Annotated in this window: 18 protein-coding genes; 8 read left to right on the top strand and 10 right to left on the bottom strand. The window is 43.8% G+C overall.

From position 1 onward, the window contains the following. Window positions 1-480 precede the first annotated feature (480 nt). On the top strand, window positions 481-1,113 hold the full coding sequence (locus QMG91_RS23345) for a DUF2238 domain-containing protein (protein ID WP_281830484.1): 633 nt from the start codon (window positions 481-483) through the stop codon (window positions 1,111-1,113). On the opposite strand, the gene cutA is transcribed toward QMG91_RS23345, so the two are convergent. From cutA to QMG91_RS23315, 6 genes are all read right to left on the bottom strand, one after another. Continuing rightward, a complete protein-coding gene (gene cutA / locus QMG91_RS23340; RefSeq protein ID WP_004400408.1) occupies window positions 1,091-1,414 on the bottom strand; it encodes a divalent-cation tolerance protein CutA in 324 nt (107 codons plus the stop codon). The genes QMG91_RS23345 and cutA overlap by 23 nt on opposite strands. A gap of 19 nt (window positions 1,415-1,433) precedes the next feature. Continuing rightward, window positions 1,434-1,685, bottom strand: coding sequence for a hypothetical protein (locus tag QMG91_RS23335; RefSeq protein ID WP_281830483.1), 252 nt, complete (start codon window positions 1,683-1,685; stop codon window positions 1,434-1,436). A 54-nt stretch (window positions 1,686-1,739) separates the two neighbouring features. Continuing rightward, on the bottom strand, window positions 1,740-2,591 hold the full coding sequence (locus QMG91_RS23330) for a DMT family transporter (protein WP_022611136.1): 852 nt from the start codon (window positions 2,589-2,591) through the stop codon (window positions 1,740-1,742). A 100-nt stretch (window positions 2,592-2,691) separates the two neighbouring features. After that, a complete protein-coding gene (locus QMG91_RS23325; RefSeq protein WP_281830482.1) occupies window positions 2,692-4,413 on the bottom strand; it encodes an SgrR family transcriptional regulator in 1,722 nt (573 codons plus the stop codon). A gap of 78 nt (window positions 4,414-4,491) precedes the next feature. Beyond that, window positions 4,492-4,725: a DUF3389 domain-containing protein gene (locus QMG91_RS23320; protein WP_281832657.1), complete on the bottom strand. Its 234-nt coding sequence runs from the start codon at window positions 4,723-4,725 to the stop codon at window positions 4,492-4,494. After that, window positions 4,725-5,162 (bottom strand): hotdog fold thioesterase, encoded by a 438-nt coding sequence (locus QMG91_RS23315; RefSeq protein WP_281832654.1) that lies wholly within the window; start codon window positions 5,160-5,162, stop codon window positions 4,725-4,727. The genes QMG91_RS23320 and QMG91_RS23315 overlap by 1 nt, the downstream gene beginning before the upstream one ends. Window positions 5,163-5,240: 78 nt before the next feature. Between QMG91_RS23315 and QMG91_RS23310 the strand changes: the two genes are divergently transcribed. From QMG91_RS23310 to QMG91_RS23295, 4 genes are all read left to right on the top strand, one after another. Then, complete coding sequence (locus tag QMG91_RS23310) at window positions 5,241-6,020, top strand: M48 family metallopeptidase (protein ID WP_004408239.1); 780 nt, start codon at window positions 5,241-5,243, stop codon at window positions 6,018-6,020. A 269-nt stretch (window positions 6,021-6,289) separates the two neighbouring features. After that, on the top strand, window positions 6,290-7,540 hold the full coding sequence (locus QMG91_RS23305; RefSeq protein ID WP_281832650.1) for an outer membrane protein transport protein: 1,251 nt from the start codon (window positions 6,290-6,292) through the stop codon (window positions 7,538-7,540). A gap of 14 nt (window positions 7,541-7,554) precedes the next feature. Then, window positions 7,555-9,963 (top strand): VolA/Pla-1 family phospholipase, encoded by a 2,409-nt coding sequence (locus tag QMG91_RS23300; protein ID WP_281832649.1) that lies wholly within the window; start codon window positions 7,555-7,557, stop codon window positions 9,961-9,963. A 179-nt stretch (window positions 9,964-10,142) separates the two neighbouring features. Next, window positions 10,143-10,700 (top strand): PhnA domain-containing protein, encoded by a 558-nt coding sequence (locus QMG91_RS23295; protein ID WP_281832646.1) that lies wholly within the window; start codon window positions 10,143-10,145, stop codon window positions 10,698-10,700. A 69-nt stretch (window positions 10,701-10,769) separates the two neighbouring features. Here QMG91_RS23295 and QMG91_RS23290 read toward each other — a convergent pair whose 3' ends face one another. Continuing rightward, complete coding sequence (locus QMG91_RS23290) at window positions 10,770-10,961, bottom strand: hypothetical protein (protein WP_004408245.1); 192 nt, start codon at window positions 10,959-10,961, stop codon at window positions 10,770-10,772. A gap of 772 nt (window positions 10,962-11,733) precedes the next feature. Here QMG91_RS23290 and QMG91_RS23285 point away from each other — a divergent pair. Beyond that, window positions 11,734-13,371: a methyl-accepting chemotaxis protein gene (locus QMG91_RS23285; protein ID WP_004408246.1), complete on the top strand. Its 1,638-nt coding sequence runs from the start codon at window positions 11,734-11,736 to the stop codon at window positions 13,369-13,371. Window positions 13,372-13,407: 36 nt separating this feature from the next. Here QMG91_RS23285 and QMG91_RS23280 read toward each other — a convergent pair whose 3' ends face one another. Both QMG91_RS23280 and QMG91_RS23275 read right to left on the bottom strand, forming a co-directional pair. After that, window positions 13,408-14,121 (bottom strand): hypothetical protein, encoded by a 714-nt coding sequence (locus QMG91_RS23280; protein WP_281832642.1) that lies wholly within the window; start codon window positions 14,119-14,121, stop codon window positions 13,408-13,410. Window positions 14,122-14,227: 106 nt separating this feature from the next. Beyond that, window positions 14,228-15,076 carry a LysR family transcriptional regulator gene (locus tag QMG91_RS23275; protein WP_281832640.1) on the bottom strand — a complete coding sequence of 283 codons (849 nt, stop codon included), beginning with the start codon at window positions 15,074-15,076 and terminating at the stop codon, window positions 14,228-14,230. Window positions 15,077-15,225: 149 nt separating this feature from the next. Between QMG91_RS23275 and QMG91_RS23270 the strand changes: the two genes are divergently transcribed. Then, entirely contained in the window at window positions 15,226-15,879 is a 654-nt protein-coding gene (locus QMG91_RS23270; protein WP_281832637.1) for a glutathione S-transferase family protein, read from the top strand. Between the two features lie 58 nt (window positions 15,880-15,937). Here the strand turns inward: QMG91_RS23270 and QMG91_RS23265 are convergent, their stop codons facing one another. Beyond that, window positions 15,938-17,803 carry a DEAD/DEAH box helicase gene (locus QMG91_RS23265; RefSeq protein WP_004408253.1) on the bottom strand — a complete coding sequence of 622 codons (1,866 nt, stop codon included), beginning with the start codon at window positions 17,801-17,803 and terminating at the stop codon, window positions 15,938-15,940. A 378-nt stretch (window positions 17,804-18,181) separates the two neighbouring features. Here QMG91_RS23265 and rnb point away from each other — a divergent pair, with 378 nt between their 5' ends. Further along, window positions 18,182-20,152: an exoribonuclease II gene (gene rnb / locus QMG91_RS23260; RefSeq protein ID WP_281832634.1), complete on the top strand. Its 1,971-nt coding sequence runs from the start codon at window positions 18,182-18,184 to the stop codon at window positions 20,150-20,152. Window positions 20,153-20,183: the final 31 nt, after the last annotated feature.

The following is a 20,183-nucleotide window of genomic DNA, read 5'->3' as shown; positions in this document are numbered from 1 at the left end:
TCTCCATATCTTTATATTTGAGTTCTCCACATTCGGAAATTGAATGTCTTGAAAAACTCGAATCCTTGAGTGATAAGTGCGGAATCCAATGGTGATAGATAGCAATCTTCACCTTAAACGCCGGATTGTCGCAGAATTTTATACACAAATTCAGATAATCAATGTTCTTTCTTTATAAAAGGTGATGCAATTATCATTTGTAATAAATTCTTAAGCCGCAATTCATAACGTTTTTATATAAACCCCGCACTTTAGTTATCTAAGTAGTTATTAGTTAAGTAAAAACTGCTAGTCTCATTTCCTTTTTCAGATCGAAATCTCACTTTGTTCTGTAACATCTCACGCTTTCTCTGAAACATTTACGATTAAACATTATTCACCTTGTTATCAATTGATATTTATAAGTGGCTTTAAAATTTAATTGAACAGTGTTTTATTGTGTGTATAATCGCTTCAAACAAATGATTAGGGAAAACGAAAATGTTGAAATCTCTACTTTCTAACCGCGTGCTTTCTTTACTTTCAGTTAACTATATCGCCGTTCTTATCTTTTCGATGATCAACCCTGCTTCCTGGGCTGTTTGGATAGCTGAAATAATTCCAGTGCTTCTGGCATTTGCTTTCATTGTGTTGACTCACCACAAATTCCGATTCAGCAATACCGCTTATATATTGATGTTTGTCTGGCTTTTCATGCACACCATCGGAGCCAAATTCACATTTGCAGAGGTCCCTTTCAACTGGTTTAACGATTTAATTGGCTCAGAACGAAATCATTATGATCGCGTGGCTCACTATTCCATCGGATTTTGGGCTTACCCAATTGCGGAATACCTGTACAGAAAAAATCACGCTTCGGTTGTTATTTCTACACTGTTTGGTTTATTTGCCTTAATGAGTGTGGCGGCGGGATATGAAATTATTGAGTGGTGGTATGCGGAACTGGCTGGCGGCAATGAAGGTATTGCGTTTTTGGGATCGCAGGGTGACATCTGGGATGCTCAGAGAGACATGTTGTGCGACACCTTAGGAGCCATCACCGTTCTCATCGCATTCTACTTTAATAGCCAATCCATGGCTGTCGAGAAGGCTAAGCCTGAGTATTCGATTTAACCCAGTCTAGGTATTCTGATAACCCTGAACTGATCGGAAGCTGCACGACTTGAGGAACCTCATAGTTATGCAGCTTTTTTATTACCTCTTCTACATGGTGGTATCGAGCGCTTTGAGTCTTAATCACCAATAGCTGCTCACCGTCTTCACATACCTTTTCTTCCCAAAGATAATAGCTTTCAATCGGTAGTACCTGAATACAAGCAGCCAGCTTCTCTGTTAATAGTGTGCTGACAATTCCACGTTTGGTTTCATTATCGTTAACCGTAGTGAGGACGACGCAAAATTCTGATTCTGACATGATTGCCCCTTGGTTTAGATTACTTAGCGAAGACTTTACCACCGACGATTTTATTCGCTGGGACACCCCGAATAAGTGTTTGGCGCGCAAATACTGTCCCGCATTCCGGGCACTCACAAGGTGTAGTTGTGTAGTCTTCTACAATACGTTCGACAAAACACTTTACCAGCGCCCCTTTTCCGCCCTTTCTGTAACGGTAGAGTTTTGTTCTGCATTTAGAACAGAAAACATCGACAGCCTTAGAGGGTAACTTTTTATTGGGTTTTGCCATCTTTCAGTTTGCGAAAATCTAGGTAGTGATATTTTACCTAATTAACCGAAGAAATTAACCTTTCGTTACTAAAGTAATCGCGATACCACCCAGAACAAGTAGAGATGACACCAAAAACCACACAGTGATAGGTTCACTGACAAAAAGCACCCCGCCCAGAGCCGCGATGACTGGGACAGACAACTGAACAACACCCGCCTGAAGCCCGGATATGTGCTTCACCACCCGATACCAAATTGCATAGCCTAGACCAGATGCGATGCTACCTGATAAAAGTGCGTAAAGGATGCCTTCGCGAGAGGCGGAATCCCACTCCACCAACCAAGGCAGTAACAAGAAAACTGGGATCGATGCCCCAATGAAGTTTAACTGGGTCGAAACAAGCGGATTAGAACTCGATTTTCCATTTAACGTGTATCCGCCCCAACATATACCGGAAACGACCATCAAAATTGCTCCTGTTAAGTCAGGTTGAGTTGCCCCCGGCAGCAATAGTATGGCTAAACCACTAAACGAGATAATTACTCCAGCGATTGCAGCCGCTTTGAGTTTTATGCCTGCTAATAAAGACACAATGATAATGGTCAGTTGAACCGCGCCAAACAACAATAAAGCGCCTGTTCCAGTGGCTAGATCGATATACGCATAAGAAAAGCAAATGGCGTATCCAAACAGCAGTGCACTGCCCTTGAGGTTAAAATCATCAGAAAAAAGAGAGAATCGTCGTCCGGAACGAGTCAGGTTTACCAAAATGAAGAGCGTAAATGCGCCGGAAATAAGACGAATGGCGGTAAAGGTACCGGGGTCTATTTGACTATCTGCAAGCGCAAGTCGGCACAATACGGAATTGCCAGCAAATGCTACCATGGCAACGAGAATGTAGAGTTGGTTTTTCAATGAAGGCATGCCGAGTTCCTAACTTAGTCACCACTTCATCATGACTTCAATGAAATAATATAACCAGCATGTTTTTGCTGGTTTTATAACCGATGGGAATATGGCGTTGTTAACTGTTGTTGCCTTCCGTATTCAGAGATTCAAGCTCTAGTTCGGGTTTCACCCAGACTTTGCTGAAATCGAACCACCCAAGCGCGTTAGTTTTAGCATTCTGTAACGAACCGCACTGGTCTTTACTCAAACCAAGCCAACCATGGAACATCGGAATCAGAATCTGGCTTTCTACCAGTTCTTTGCCAAGTCGCTTCGCAGGGAACGCCATTTCTGGTTGTGCTCGCCATTCGTTTATGATTGTACGCCACTTGGTAAACTGTTCTTCTCTACACATGTTGTGGATGTCACCGTAGCTAAGAAACCAGCCGAGTAATCCGTCATCGCGATTAGTGCTGATCCCCATTGGCTTAATCCAGATATCGATTTCGCTCATGTTTTCCGGTTCTACATCGTAACGTATGTATTCAACGTTCAGTCCGTCTTGCTTAAGCAATTGTTCAATTGCTGCAGCATACATTTTGAACCCCGGATGGAAGCAGTGGTAAGCGACTTTGATGGTGACCTGTGCCGGTGGCTTGGTCTGGGAACCTGTCGGTCGATTGTGAAACCAGCCTGGCTTTAATCCATGAGCGTGCAACAACCCCTGCTCTACTATTTTATCTTTAGGCATTAATTCAAACACATCGAAGCAGTTAAGGCGTGAGCAGAAATAATTTGCCCACTCCTGATCTTTCGCCAGCCCATGCTTTTGATTAAGTAAAAGGTAAGTACAACCGGGATCCAGTTCGACATCTTCATGTTCGCGATGCTGGGGTTTGGTTGGATGCTGCAAACTTGGATAAACAAGAGTGGAATAAGCTTCATCAATCACCCAGACTTCTACCTTATCGATAAGAGGTCGAAAGCCGAAATAGCCATCAAAAGCTTCTAGCACTAGCCTCTTATCATCATTGATCAGTACTCGATAAGGACCAGTCCCAACGGGCGTTCGATCCATCTCATCATCTGGTAACTGATGGGACGGAAGTATTTTGGCATTCGTTTCGGCAAGAAGCAGGGGTAAATGCCAGTCTGGCAATGAAAGGTGAATATCTACCACCCAAGAAGAAACTTCCTCTACTTTACTGATATGGTCGAACATCTGGCAATTGGCGGAACAGGTCAGGCTCTCAACAATGTCTTGCGATGTTAGCAGATTGCCATTATGGCATCGAACTCCGGGACGAATATAGAAACGCCAGTGCTTATCAGAAATCATTTCCCAGTCGTGCGCTAAGTCGCCTTGAACCTGTTCGTTTTCGTCTAACTTGGTCAAGCCAGAGAAAACTTGTCTGATGATGTGCTGTTCTGAGCGGCGCGTGGGCTTGTGAGGATTGAGCATTCTGAGTGCTCGATAATAAGGTAAGCGGACAACTTGCTGTCCTTGTTGGTGTTGAAGACCAAGGTAATCCTGAATCACCTGCGTCAGGCGAGAGGCATCGCGTTCCAGAACGTTCAGCGCCTGACCAATTTTGCCTTCTTCTAAGTATCGCTTGGCGAGATTTTCACTGACATCCTGTTTGTTTCTGAGGAAGATAAGTTGTGAGAGCTTCCCCCTGCCCGCCGCCGGGTGCCACTCGATCCAGCCCTCTTCTGCAAGCTTGTTTAACACAATACGGGCGTTGCGTCGGGTACAAAAAAGAATGTCGGTGATATCTTCTAACTGAACCTCTGAATCGGTTCCGTTGTAATGCTCGAATAGAGTTTCGAATTGGCTTCGAAGGCGTGGGCTGCTCATAATGAGGAAAAACTCTCGACAAGTGGAATCTCAGAATTTCCTTATTTTAGCACCAGCGAAATTAAAGCACTATTAAACTTACTGGATAGAGATCCCAAGTTGTTCTGCTAGCTGTTCCAGCTGTTGGTGGTTATCTAACTTTATGGACCACTTACATTCTGCACCATTTGCAGCGACGACATTTGCACCGTTGCCTAATAGGGATATTGCGTCTGTCTGGCTTTGCAGAGTAACAAAATGTTCGCCAGTTAGCTTCACAACAACCTCGTGCATTGTGGCAATGATTTTTCCGCTTTTAAAAGTAATGACCATCAGGATTTCGCTTTCTTGGTTTTTACCGCAATCGTCAAGCGACTGGTGCAAATGAGTCGATCTTGTTCGTCAACAAGATTTATCTGCCACACTTGGGTTGAAATACCTAAATGAAGTGGGCTCGCGGTTCCGGTAACTACGCCTTTTCTCATCGCCCTCACATGGTTGGCGTTAATATCGAGTCCAACGCAATATGAATCATCGTCTACAGCAAAATTAGCAGCAATGGAACCAAGAGATTCTGCTAATACGACAGATGCCCCGCCGTGCAGCATTCCCAAAGGTTGATGGGTAATGGACGAAACAGGCATTGTGGCTGAAATCGTATTTTCCGTGAAATTGGTGTAAACGATATTCAAGTGTTCCATCAGGGTATTCTTGGAAGACGCATTCAAAATTTCGAGACTTACGGGTTTCTTCCAAATGCTATTGCTCATATCCATTCAATTTTACCTAATGTGAGTGATATAATTTGTTATTAAGAAAGATAGGAAATAATAACACGGAGCCCGTTTATGAGTATAAAGCGGACACTAGTTACAGGGCTTACAGCAACGCTACTTGTATCCTGTACAACATCACCAACAGGTCGCGATCAATTACTTCTCTTCTCTGCCAACGATATGGCAAACCTCGGTGCTAACTCTTTCGAGCAAATGAAGCAACGAGAGAAGGTGAGCAATGATAGCAAAACAAACGCTTACGTGCGCTGTGTAACCGACTCGATTACAAAACACGTCCCCAAACAATCAAGTTTTGATAAATGGGAGGTTGTGGTATTCGACAGCGACCAGATCAATGCGTTTGCCCTGCCCGGTGGCAAAATTGGCGTTTACACTGGCTTGTTGAAAGTGGCGAAAAATCAGGACCAGTTGGCAACGGTTATTGGTCATGAGATTGCTCATGTCCTTGCCGATCACGGTAATGAGCGATTATCGAGTTCTCAACTAGCCAATGTAGGGCTACAGATTACTAATGTGAGCCTGCAAAACTCAGAATACCAAGGTTTGGCAATGGGCGTGTTAGGCGTTGGAGTTCAGTATGGCGTGCTTATGCCTTACGGTAGAAGCCAGGAATCTGAAGCTGATATTCTGGGGCTGGATCTGATGGCAAAAGCAGGTTTTGATCCTCGCCAGAGTGTTGAACTTTGGAAAAACATGGCGAAAGCATCCAAGGGAAAGAATCCACCTGAGCTACTTTCTACTCACCCATCTCACAATACTCGCATCACAAATTTATCCAATCGATTTAGCGCTTTACCTGCTCCAGCGTCGACCAGACCCAATTGCGGTTAAGCCTCTGACTAAAGCGTGGTGTTGTTAAACTGCGCTTTTTTTATTCAATCAATTCAATATTGTTAAACAAATCACACGTCCAGTGACAAAAGTGCCAATCGGTATTGGCAATCATTATGATCCTTTAATAAAATCCCACTCACCTCTCATTTCATACTCACGATTTAAACATCCGTTTAACATATCAGCAACATTACTTTAAGGTTGGATTGAGCCATATGGCTTTTCCTACACATACAAGTAAAAAGTCTTACCCAAGGGGACCAAGGATGAAAATTAAGCACTGCTCTCTGCTTACAATATCCATATTGTTCGCGTGTAATGTTAACGCAGCCGGCTTTCAGGTTGCAGAGCATTCAGCTTCCGGTTTAGGACGCGCTTTTTCTGGTGAAGCAGCGGTGGCAGACAATGCCGGCGTGTTAGCTCGTAACCCAGCTGCCATGACACTGTTTGACACAGCCCAATTTTCTGGCGCGCTATCCATTATCGATCCAGAAGTGGATGTCAATGACGTTACCAACAATCAATATTCCAAAGATGTAGCCCCGATGCAGTTTGTTCCTGCTTCTTATTACATCAGCCCAATCAATGATAAATGGGCATGGGGTGTTGGTTTGTTCACCACTTATGGGGTAGGAACAGATTACCCAGATTCAATCGCAGCAGGCGACATGGCAGGCAACACCTCCCTAGCCTCTGTCAATCTAAACCCGAACATTGCTTATCGGGTTAACGACAATTTCAGCGTAGGTGCAGGGGTAAACCTTGTGTATGCGATAGCTGAATTGGATAGGCACATGGGTGCGCTGGCACCTTTCTTTAGCGGTTCACCGTCAGACAAGTTGATCTCCATGGAAGGCAAAACCTTTGCCTTTGGTTGGAACATAGGTGCGCTTTATGAGCTGAATGAAAACAACCGCTTTGGATTCGGCTACCGTTCGGCAGTTAACCTGAACTTTGATGATGGCAAATTCACCGACCATGGTGGTTCTATTGTTTCTGATGCTACTAAAAACCCAGTGACGGGTAAGTTGGAAATTGAACTGCCTGATATTGTTGAACTATCGGGTTTCCACCAATTGAACGACCAATGGGGTGTTCACTACAGCTGGCAACGCACTATGTGGAGCAAGTTCAAAGAGCTAAAAGCCACAAGCTCAGACTGTAACTTAAAGGCTGGTGTTTGCTTCCTTAAAGAAGAAGATTACTCAGATAACAACCGATATTCCGTGGGGGCAACCTATGCACTCGACTCCGACTGGACATTGCGTGCAGGTCTGGCGTTTGACGAGCAAGCAGGAAAAACCACTCTTAGTATTCCCGACTCCGACCGTACCTGGTACTCCGCTGGCGTAACGTACGCCTATTCTTCAAACCTGACGTTAGATGCTGGATTTGCTTTGGTAGTAAGTAAGAAAGGTACGTTCAAAGAAACCAACGCTATAGATCAGGAACTCACGTTTGATAGTAAAGGCAGCGCTTATATCACTGCTGTCCAACTTAACTACACATTCAATTAAGCGAGGAATAACGGATGTCTAAGAAATTTTCTATTAGCTTACTTGCTTCTGCGTTGATCCTTGCTGGATGTGGCAACGACAATCAAGTAACCGGTGACCCAACCAACAATCTAGAGTCTTATCTGACTGAATCGATAAACCGTGCAACAACCATTAAGTTTACGTTGCAGGGTAAAGATACAAGTGTGCCATTGCCGACAAATTTACTGTTTAACGCAAACGACGGCACATTAAATATCCCTAATGGTGGTGATCCCGCGATAACCAATCCCAAAGTAGGAATGAGCTACGCCGACGGTTTTTCCATCACCATGCCTATAGCTATAACATTAGACGGCGTTGGATTTAATGATGGTTCCGTTACTCAAGGGGTTAAACTGTATACCCTAACTAAAAAGCTAACCGAATCAGGCGTTGCAATCGCAAGCGAGTTAACGCTTGGTACGCACTTTGCGGTTGTTACTTCTGGTAACCAGTTAGTTATCGTTCCGCTAGTACCTTTCAAAGAGAAGACAGAATACCTGTTTACTATTACTGACGATGTAGTTGATAAAAAAGGTAACGCGATTGGTACATCTCAAAGCTATGCGGCGTTGAAAACATCAAATGTAACCTATGAAACGGGAAGTTTAGCCTCCGCTCAAAAGCTGATTAAAGGGCAAGAGCTGTTGGCACTTTCACAAGGGACAGATACCAAAAAGATTGTTTACTCTTCATGGTTTACCACTCAGTCGGTTGGTGATTCCATCACACCAACAATATCGCTGATTGGTCAAAACCTTTCAGATATTGGTGGGAAGTGGAAAAATAGTGCAAACCCAAATAGTGTTGATTTATCCACTGCCTACACAATGGATTTAAGCGCGACTGCGACAGATTTCGCTGCATCTCTTAATGCAGATGACAATTTCGTTAAATATATAGCAGATGATGCAACAGATGCAGCAACTAAGCGTGCAGCTATTTTATCTGCGTACACCGCTAACACCGTCAATGTTACTAAAGGCACTGTTAAGCTTCCGTACTTTTTGGAAAACTCAGCATCAAAATATGGTACAACGCCATTTGAATCTGCGACTCCGAGTTTAGCGATTGTTCTTAACGCATTACAAGACGATGACTTAAAAGGGGTAGTTGGTGCTCAGTTAGCGGCTAAATCGATTGATCCTGCCAAACTTGCAACAGATCAAGCTGAACAAGCTAAGTTGTTCGGCGTAGATTTGAAAAAGCCAGATGGTACGCCGTTGGATTCAACTCGCAAGATAACTCAGTACTCTCCTGTACCTAAAATAAAGTCTTTAGAAAGCGTTCCATTCCTGTTATTTACTCCTGCGAGTGGTACGGTCAACGGCTTAGTCATTTATCATCACGGTATTACATCGGCGAAGGAGAACGCTTATAGCTTTGTCGCAAATATTGTGAATAATGGCGGTGCCAATCTAGCTGTTCTAGCAATTGACCACCCTATTCATGGTGAGCGGTCAATTAGTGACACGATCTCTGCAAACGCAAGTGCTCTTAATTACTTAAATTTGGGTGCTTTGCCTGTGGCAAGAGACAATATGCGCCAAAGTATATTGGATGTAGCAGGTGTACGAGCTGCATTAACCAAGACTTTTTCTAGCGGCGGTTTTGCAAGCACTGTTCTTAGCCCGTACGACCCTACTACAAATTTGCCTAAATTTATGGGTCATTCACTGGGTGGTATAACAGGCTTCTCAGCCGTTTCAGCACTCAATGAACAGCCTTCTGCTCTAGCTACCGTATTTGGAATTGCAGCAGGAGCATACCCAAATGCTGGCGGTCAGATAGCAGAATTACTTTTCGGTTCAAAGCATTTCTCACCACTAATTAAGCATAGTCTTGCTCTACAATCGAGTGATATATACAAGGCGCATTACGCTTCATCTTGTACAACTCTTGCCGCTGATAAAATCGGGGATTGCTTTACAAGCTTCACCGATACTACAGAAATTGCGAGATTGACATCTGAAACCTTTTTACCTTTTAAATATGCTGCGCAGACCGTAATAGATACCATTGATCCATATGCGATCGCTGATGGCTTCACTAACGCAGCATCGACACCTACACTGATTTATCAGTCCAAAGGTGATGATACCGTTCCTAATAGTGTGACAGGTTTAGTTCCAGGAGTTACATTTGCGGGTACAACACCTTTAGCAAATAAGCTGTCCTTGACTGCGGTTACAAATGCTAATGCTGGTGCTCAAACTGGTAACAAACACTTAGTTCAGTACAATGCAACCGCAAAGCATAGTACGGTTATTGCTCCACAGACTGCTTCGGGGAACACGTTTGCCGATCTGGCGCACCATTCAGAGATGCAGATAGGTCTTGTAGACTTTCTTCTAGATAATGCTTTGGGTAATGTCAATAACGCCAATGGTGTTCTTGAATAACTCGATACAAGTATTATTCCAAAGAGCCTTCGGGCTCTTTTTTTATGCCTATCAAATATGAAAGAAAAGTTTGTTGTATGAATTATTTATAAGAGTGGATAAATCGCCTCAATGCCCTTTTCTTTGTGGGGATTACGTGGATAATACCCTGCTCTCATTCCAACAAAGGTAAGACCTTAATGTCTACTGAATCTACATTACTTGAGCGCTGTGGTTCTAAATGCGAACTTTGCGCTTCAGACTCTTCGCTTGAAGCCTATGCAGTTGCGCCACATGCCAATGTGACCGTTGACCACGCTATTATGCTTTGTGGTACATGCTTAAATGAAATTGATGAACCTAAAGATATCAACCACTGGCGTTGCCTGAACGACAGCATGTGGAGCCCAGTTGCTCCAGTACAAGTGATGGCTTGGCGTCAGCTTAAGCGTTTGTCTTCAGAGAGTTGGGCGCAAGACGCCTTGGATATGATCTATCTAGAAGATGATGTGGCTAAATGGGCAGAGATTGGACTGGATGACGATGCCAAAAAGCCGCTTGATGTAAATGGCGTTGAACTGAAGAAAGGTGACGACGTAACGGTCATTAAAGACTTGCCAATCAAAGGCTCAAGTCAGGTGATTAAACAAGGCACAGTAGTTCGTGGTATTGGCTTAACAGACGACCCTAAGCATATTCAGGGGAAGGCAAACGGTCAGGCAATGTACATTATTGCTGAGTATTGCCGTAAGAAATAAGATAAGGAACGAACACGCCTTATTTTTGAACAGATACAAAAAAGCCAGCATTTATGCTGGCTTTCGTTTTTATCGATTCAGTCCGATATCACGTTGTAGATAAGGAGAAAGTTGTCCAACGTTGTATTTTGGTTCCGCTTTACTCTCTACAAATAAGATATCCAACAAATGAGCAATCAATCCTTTGAAGTTTAACGCATAGGTCTTCTTTCCCATAGACCCTGGAGCTGCCATTGTTTCGATGTGCATTACCTGTGCCATGATTGCCTCACAATTAATCTGTTTTCTCGATAGCTCAGATAATAGTCGTATATTTCATTTTCAAAAAATGACTTTTCTTATATTTTCAGATTAGATTTTCTAATATAACAACTCGTTAACCAAGCGGGAAATAACAAATCAAAATTAATGGGTACATATGCATTAATGACTCTAATTGTCTGATAGTACCGGATTCAGATATTCAATATTGCATATGAGATAAACATATTTTTAACAAGTGTCCTCATCCAGTATTATGTCAGTTTAAAGTAAAATTAGTAATCCGAATCCAAATCCTCTTATCTTTCACTGAACGATGGCTTCTATTTGATTTTATTTCAGCGGAACAAATCGTATCAAGCTGTGGGTAGCCTTTGTTCTATCCCTGCTTTCCTTACGTAGATTATGGTCTTTGTCTAATTTATGTACTTTAGAGCTCACTCTCCATGACTTGTGATTTTGCAGCTCTATTTTTCATTTTGTCATTATAGTGTGTACCCTCTCCCAATTATAAGATTTTACGTTATTTTTAAGGTAATTATATCCAGATATGTGGTAGTGATTTTTGTTTACTTTAAAGCTCAATATTGCATTTGCGTTACATATTGTTACATCCCTAAAGCGGTATAAACGTACGGTGTTTCAAACACTTAGCTAATTCTCTTGTGCGTATATAACACGGTAAGCCAATTACGCATTTCCTTTATTCAATATACGAATAAAATCGAATGCCATTTTTATAATGTTTCAATGTGCAACCTATGGAGTATTCATGCTGAATCGCCTTTTAAACCGACTCAATGTATCAGCAAAGATACGGCTGATCATTGTCGTCGCCAGTCTTATGATTTTTGGCGCTAAGCTCTTTTCCGCATTGAATCTGAAAGATCAGATGATTGTTGAACGTAAACAAGCAGCGGAAGCTTTAGTTCAAAGTGGAATCAGTCAGATAAACCAGATCGAAAAACTCGTTACGCGTGGCAGCCTAACCTTTGAAGAAGGTCAGCAGCAGGCGCGTGAATTAATTAAAAACAAACGCTACGGAAGTAATGGCTACTTTTGGCTGAATGATTTGAATGGCGTGATGGTCATGCACCCTATTAAGCCTGAATTAGACGGCAAGAATATGGTGGCTCATTCTACTTCCTACATTTCGGATGCGTTTCGCCAGTTTGTAGAAACTGCTCGCTCACAAGGCAGCGGGTTTGTTGCTTACGACTGGCCGCAACCTGGTAGTAGTGAACTGGAAGAGAAAGTGTCTTTTGTTGGGAAATCTAACAAATGGGGCTGGGTTCTGGGTACAGGCGTCTACTTTACTGATGTAGAAGATGCCTTTAAAGACGAGTTGATTGCTACTTCTGTTCACACGCTGATCTTTGTGATTGCGCTTGTCTTGTTCTCCACTTTAATCGCGCAGAACATTCTTAAGCCATTAAATAAGTTAACGCGAACTATGTCGCTTATCGCTGACGACAAAGACTTGTCCATTGTGATGAAAAGCAAAGGCAAAGATGAACTGGCGACAATGGCTACGGCGTTTAACAAGATGAACAATAATCTGCGAGACGTGGTGGTCAGCATCCATGGGAATACCGACTCTCTTGCTTCTCAAGCTGAAGAATTGTCAAGCGTTACTCATCAAATTCAGTCTGGAATACGCGATCAAAAAGAACAGACACTCGCCGTTGCCGGTCGGGTTGAACAACTGACGCACTCCGCTGATTTGGTATCAGAGAAAGTTGAAATTGCGCTTGTTACTACTCGCGAGTCCAATGAAGTTATCGCCTCAGGTACGCAGAGCGTTCACGAAAACCTCGATGTTATCCAGAGTGTTGCTGAGGAGGTACAGGCGACAGCTAAGATCGCCGGAGATCTGGAATCGTCTTCTAATGAAATCGGAGATATTCTGGATGTCATCAAGCAAATCGCAGAACAGACCAACCTGCTAGCGCTAAACGCGGCAATTGAAGCTGCACGAGCTGGTGAGCAAGGTCGAGGTTTTGCCGTTGTGGCCGATGAAGTACGTACCCTCGCCCAACGAACTCAGGAATCCACGGGTAACATTCAGCGAATCATTTCAGATTTGCAAACTGGTGTTCAGCAAACAGTGGGTTCGCTGCAAAACTGTCAGCATAAAGCCGAATTGGGTATCGAGAAAGCAACCAATTGCGGAGATGCACTGACAAGCGTTCAGGCGTCGATTAAAACTCTGGCAGAAATGTCTACGGAGATCGCCTCTTCTGCTGAAGACCAGCGTCATCAGATTCTGAGCATAGGCGACAGCATTTCCAGCATTTCACAGGTCGCAGAGCAAACGGAAACCGGAACCAGCCACACTTCGCAATCCAGCGAGCAATTAAGTGTGATGGCACAAAAGCTAAACGGACTGGTTAACGCCTTTAAGGTCTAAACAATCAAAATGGGGAGCGCGATGCTCCCCTTTCTTTTAGCCATACAAAAACAAACAGTCTTCGGTATTCGGGTCTAAAGCAACAATTAAATCATCACCATAGTTGTCATCACTTTGAGCCAAAATGCATGTTTTCCCTGAAGTTCCACTCTCAAAATAGAATTCCATGGGATAGGATTTCTCTAATTCGATTTTTTCAGATAACTGGTTTGCCACCAGTGAAGCCAGTAGGTTGCCATCGCTAGATACTTTGTATTGAGCCTTGTCGTTCATGTTCAAGACGCGAACGCTTTTCTTGCTGGCGTCATTTTTCGTGTTTTCTCGAACAATATTCCACTGGAACCGATACCCTTCACTCTTATTTCCAATAGCAAAGAGATAATACTTCCCTCCGTCCTTAATGACCGTTGAAGCCTTAGCGAGCTTAGCCTTTGTATTTTGGTCGCGTAGCTCGTAAGACACCAGTGGAAACGTCACCTGGTTCCAGTTAAGGCGAAGTGCTTCTGAAGCGCCGTAAAGGTCGCCTGTATACATAGAGTCTGTTCTGCCCCCTATATCATTAGAAATAGCGATAGCGTTGCCAAAACCTTTTGAAAAAGAACTTCCTGTACTTGAGAAGTGGAAAACCTTAAGAGTTGCTGTCTGTTGCTTATTGGACGTTATTTTGACTGGTTGGGAATTAGAACTGCTACCAGCGCCGCAGGCTGACAGTAGCAAGACAAAAAACACAGAGATGGTTTGTTTGAGCATAGATGGATTACCAATTTCGTTATCAAAGTGCTAATCCTTCAGCGGGGCGCAAAAACTAACACAACGAATGGGTAATCCCAAGCACAATATTGAGACAGCCCGGTATTCAAGAATATTCCGTTTGGTACTTATCACTTAACCTTCGGGCTAAATCTGCCGGAAACTTGTTTCTCGCAATAGATGATGTAACCAATACGATATCGACAGCTGGCAGAGGTGGTAGCCAGTCTTCTTCGAGAATCGAAATCCCTTCTCCCGTGTTTTGAATTGCCAATGCTCCAATAGCCTGTCCGCTGCGAATTAACCCCGTTAATGCAACAGCGCTGGCACAACTGGCAACGACTTTAAAAGGAATTTGTTTTTTGGTTAGCCCCTCCGTTGCAGATGCATAATACTGACACTCCTTTTGAAGTAAAACCAAAGGAATTGGTCGCTGTTCGAGCAAACTTTTGTTCTCACCGATTAGCCAGACTCCACGGTCGTTGGATAACAGGTACCCTTCCTCGCTTCCCGCCGGTCTGCTTACGATACCGATGTCTAACCTACCACTATCGAGCATCATCCTTACTCTGTTGCTTGGCGTGCACACTATTTGTAAATCCAAGCTTGGGATCTCTTTGCGAAGTAAGCGGACGAAGTTTGGCAACACGGATTCCGCATAATCGTCGGGGCACCCTAATCTGATAACCGTTTCAACGTCCTGACCTTTTATCTGGTTTAATGTGTCATCGTGGAGTTGCAATAGCTGGCGGGCATATAGTGCCAAGCTCTGCCCATCTTTTGTCAGGTTCAGGTTTCGACCCTGTTTTTCAAATAGCGGTTTGCCAAGTTCTGATTCCAGCCTTTTCATTTGCATACTGACGGCAGACTGTGTTTTGAAGGTTTGTTTAGCCGCTCGGGTAAAGCTGCCTGTATCCACAAAAGCCAGAAAGCTTCGTAGTGCTTCTATATCCATGTAAATTCTCCCTAAAGCTCAAATTATTCACTAAGTCGAGAATAAAAACCCATTCCATTTGCTTATAGTTTGTATAAAAACATCTGTATGGTCGACAACTCTTTTTATCTTTAACGTAAAGAAAAGTCATCAATCAACGGAAGAACAATATGTTACTGATTCTAGGAAACAAGAACTACTCTACCTGGTCATTACGCGGATGGTTAATGCTTGAAAAATCGGGTGTAAATTATGATGAGAAAGTCATAAGTCTGGTTGGTTCCGGCTTTTACAGAGAAGTTCAGGAGTACACACCAGCATTAAAAGTCCCGGCTTTAGTCGATGGTGACATTCAGGTTTGGGATTCACTGGCGATTTGTGAATACATCAATGATGCTTATATGTCTGGTCAGGCTTGGCCTTCAGATGCAAAAGAAAGAGCAAAAGCTCGCTCTCTGGCGGCTGAGATGCATTCAGGCTTTCATGCCATTCGTTCTGAAATGCCAATGAACATCAGAGCAACAAGAAAGGTTGAGCTTTCCGAGCAGGCAAAACTAGAAATTGCACGAATAGAGCAGATTTGGTCGGAGCAGTCTATCGAATTCAAAACCAAAGGTGGATGGCTGTTTGGAAGCTGGAGCATTGCAGACGTTATGTTTGCTCCTGTAGCACTCAGATTTAAAACCTACCAGATAGAAATTGGAGCGGAAGCCCAAAGGTATGCGGATCACGTGCTCAGTTGCTCTGCTATCCAGAAATGGATTGAGGAAGCTTTATTGGAAGATCTAGTGGTTCCTCAAGGGGAAGCCGGACAGGAACTTTAGTAAGATCGTAAAAAAGCAGGTCCAATGACCTGCTTCTTAATTCTTTTTCAATCAGCGATTAAGCTTCTTCGAAACGACGGTTACGCGGAGCACGCTCACCACGGTGGCTACCGCGATGATCACCGCCACGGTTACGGTCGAAACGGCGCTCGCCACGACCTTCACCACGGTTTCCGCGTCCGCCTTCACGGTTGCCACGATAACCGCCACCTTCGCGATTACCACGGTGACCGCCATCACGACGTCCACCATCGCGGCGACCACGAGGCTCACGGAAGTCGTCGAAGTCACACACTACTGCACCCACTTCTTTCTGGCGAATACGCAGTTTGCGAAGCTTACCAGCTACTTCTGAAGTCATTGCTTTTGGAAGCTGCACAAATGTATGACCGTGTGCAAGTTTGATAGCACCGATTGAACCTTTTGTTAAGCCAAGCTCGTTTGCAAGAGCACCAACGATATCTTTAACCTGAACGCCCTGCTCACGACCAACTTGCAATTGGTAAGTATCCCAATCTTGGTTGTTGTTGCCGTAGCTGCTACGACCTTCACGACGTTCTTTACGGCGCTTCTTGTCGCGCTCAATCGCTTCAATCATTGGGTCTTCGCCAATGTAGAATAGAGGACGTTTGCCTTGCTGGCGCTTAAGAAGAATAGCCGCCAGTGTTGTCGCATCAATTTCCAGAGACTCTTGAAGCTTCTCAACCAGTTCGCCGAATTTGTCCAGAGACTTGTGCTCTTTGTCTGCTGTTAGCTCGTTACCAAGCTTAACCAGACGCGCTTCTGCAACTTTGTCACGCAGTGGAAGCTGGATTTCTTCCATAGAAGACTTCGTTACGCGCTCAATAGTACGAAGCATACGGATTTGGTTGGTACGAACCAACAGAATCGCTTTACCTTTACGTCCAGCACGACCAGTACGACCGATACGGTGGATGTAAGACTCAACATCGAATGGGATGTCGTAGTTAAATACGTGTGTAATACGAGGAACGTCCAGACCACGTGCAACAACGTCGGTTGCTACCAGGATATCGATAACACCTTGTTTGATGTGATCAACAGTACGCTCACGCAGAGACTGAGGAATGTCACCGTGAAGAGCTGCCGCTTTAAACCCACGTGCACTTAGCCAGTCAGCCAGACGCTCGGTATCTTGGCGAGTACGAACGAATACGATAGACGCGTCAGTTTCTTCAGTTTCAAGAAGACGAGACATAGCTTCATCTTTCTCTACACCTTTAACAACCCAGAATTGCTGCTCTACTTTGTCTACAGTGTGGTTCTTACCAGCAACGTCGATGTGCTCAGGATTACGTAGGAAACGCTCTACGATGTTTTTCAGCATTGGAGGCATGGTTGCAGAGAAAAGCACACGTTGTGCTGTGTCTGGTGCTTGTTCCATGATCCAAGTTACGTCGTCTACGAAGCCCATGTTCAACATTTCGTCTGCTTCATCAAGAACAAACGTGTGAACTTCGTCTAGGTGAAGACGATCGCGATTGATAAGATCTTGTACACGACCTGGTGTACCTACTACGATGTGTGCACCTGATTTTAGAGCACGCATCTGATCTACGATAGAAGCACCACCGTAGATTTCCAGAACTTTAAGACCTTTGATGTTTTGACCCAGGTTCTTCATCTCAGCGGCAACCTGAATAGCCAGCTCACGAGTTGGTGCTAATACGATAGCTTGTGGCTTACGTTGGCTTAGGTCTAGCTTGTTAAGAAGAGGAAGAGAGAACGCGGCAGTTTTACCTGTACCGGTTTGAGCTTTACCAAGTGCATCCTTACCTTCTAATAGGTGAGGAATAGCAGCTGCTTGAATTGGAGTTGGAGAAACGAAACCCATACCTTCAAGTGAAGAAAGAATGGCGTCATTAAGTGCTAATTCACTAAACTGAATTACAGAATCTTGCATTGGGATCCCACTAAATTAAACAAAAACAAACGGTCCCACGTGCTCTACCAATTCCAATACCAATCCAGAAGGTATACTGACTCCGTTCAGATGCGGATAAGTAATAAAACGCATCAAGCCGCCAGGGACATCATTAAGGGAGACGGATTCTGCCCTAAAAGCACAAGAAATGCCAGAAAAAATTGAAATTCATCACATTTTTCATCGATTTTTTATAATTTGGGTCATGAAATCGACATGTTGCACAAAATTGAACCTAAAAACGTCCTTAAAGATACATTTGTCAGCCCTCATTTCCCTTTAAAATTCTCAGATTATCTGGCAATGCTACCTGTTCAACTATATAGTGTTTCGGTTCATTAACAGCGACCAAATAAGATGTTTCAAGATAACCCGTTACTCGCACAATTAAAGCAGCAAATAAAAGAAACCCTTCCGACAAAAGAAGGCACAATCAAAGCCACAGATAAAGGTTTTGGATTTCTCGAAGTAGACAGTAAAACTTCATTCTTCATCCCACCTCCATACATGAAAAAATGTATGCACGGTGACAAAGTTGAAGCCATTATCCGAACAGAAAACGAAAAAGAAGTCGCTGAGCCAGATAAGCTTATTGAACCGTCTCTGACTCGCTTTATTGGTCGTATTAAAATGTTCAAAGGGCGTCTGAACGTGGTTCCGGACCACCCTCAGTTGAAAAAGCTTTCCCTAAAAGCAAAAGCTAAGAAAGGGCTAAACCCAGAAACGCTTAGCGAAGGCGACTGGGTTGTTGGGCACCTGACCAGACACCCTCTTAAAGGTGACAATACTTTCTTTGTTGAAATTTCAGAGAAGATTACCGACGCAAACGACAAAATTGCACCTTGGTGGGTAACGCTGGCTGAAAACGATTTGCCAAACAGCGAGCCTGCGGGTATCGATAATTGGGAACTGAAAGACGATGTTGACCTAGAGCGCGTTGATATGACGTCTGTTCCTTTTGTTACTATTGATGGTGAATCAACAAAAGATATGGACGATGCCCTTTTCGCTAAGAAGAACGAAAATGGCAATTTTGAGCTAACCATTGCAATTGCAGACCCAACTGCCTATATCACTCCAGATGATGAAATGGATAAAGTCGCGCGTGATCGTGGCTTTACCATCTATCTACCGGGTCGCAACATCCCAATGCTTCCACGTGATTTGGCAGACGATCTTTGCTCTCTGATGGAAAACGAAGTTCGACCAGCCCTGTGCTGCACAGTAACCATTGCGAAAGACGGCGTAATTGGTGATGACATCAAATTCTTCGCAGCCAACATTCAATCGCATGCACGTTTGGTTTACGACCATGTTTCCGATTGGCTAGAAACAGGCAGTTCAGACGCTTGGCAACCTAACGAAACCATTGCGCAGGTGGTTAAAGATCTCCATGAATTCGCACAAGCTCGTGCAAACTGGAGAGAAGAAAATGCCGTTGTTTTCCCAGATAGACCGGATTACCGCTTCGAGCTGAGTGAAGATAACGATGTTGTTGCGATTCATGCGGATCTTCGTCGTACAGCAAATCGCTTGGTCGAAGAGTCCATGATTACCGCTAATATCTGTGCAGGTAAGGCACTTAAAAGCAAGTTCGAAACAGGCGTATTTAATACCCACGCGGGTTTTAAAGATGACAAAATGGCTGATGTCCTTGAATTGATTAACAAGGATAACGAACAACCATTTACTGGAGAGCAAGCTAAGTCTCTGGAAGGGTTCAGTGCGATTCGTCGTTGGTTGGGTAACCAAGAAACTTCTTACATGGACAATCGCATTCGCAAATATCAGGCGTACAGTGAAATTGGTAACCAACCTCTTCCTCACTACGCTATGGGATTAGACATCTACGCGACTTGGACTTCCCCAATTCGTAAATATGGTGACATGATCAACCACCGCATGCTGAAAGCACTGATTCTTGACAAAGAACCAGTACAAAAACCAGACGACGCTGTTGGTGAGGAACTGGCGCTGCACCGCAAGCACCATAAAATTGCAGAGCGCAATGTGGGTGACTGGTTATATGCGCGTACTCTGATCAACGCTCCTAAAGATCAAACTCGCTTCCAGGGTGAAATTTTTGACGTGAATCGCGCAGGTGCACGAATCAGAATTCTGGAAAATGGCGCGTCTGCTTTTATACCGAGCTCACAAATTTTAGATAATAAAGAACGCATTGAGTGCAACAGCGAAGTTGGTCAAGTACTCATTGACAAGAACGTAGAATGGCAACTTGGTGATGTTCTTGAAGTTATCTTGATCGATGTCAATCTCGAAAACCGCAGCCTGGTCGCGAAACCGACCAAAGAATTTGGAACAGAGTAGACAGTTTCAAAACTTTATTTAAAAAATAATC

It is taken from the genome of Vibrio nigripulchritudo (assembly GCF_027924785.1).
Lineage (GTDB): Bacteria > Pseudomonadota > Gammaproteobacteria > Enterobacterales > Vibrionaceae > Vibrio > Vibrio nigripulchritudo.
The sequence above is the reverse complement of the archived record's forward strand: the minus strand, read 5'-3'. Positions and strand labels throughout refer to the sequence as shown.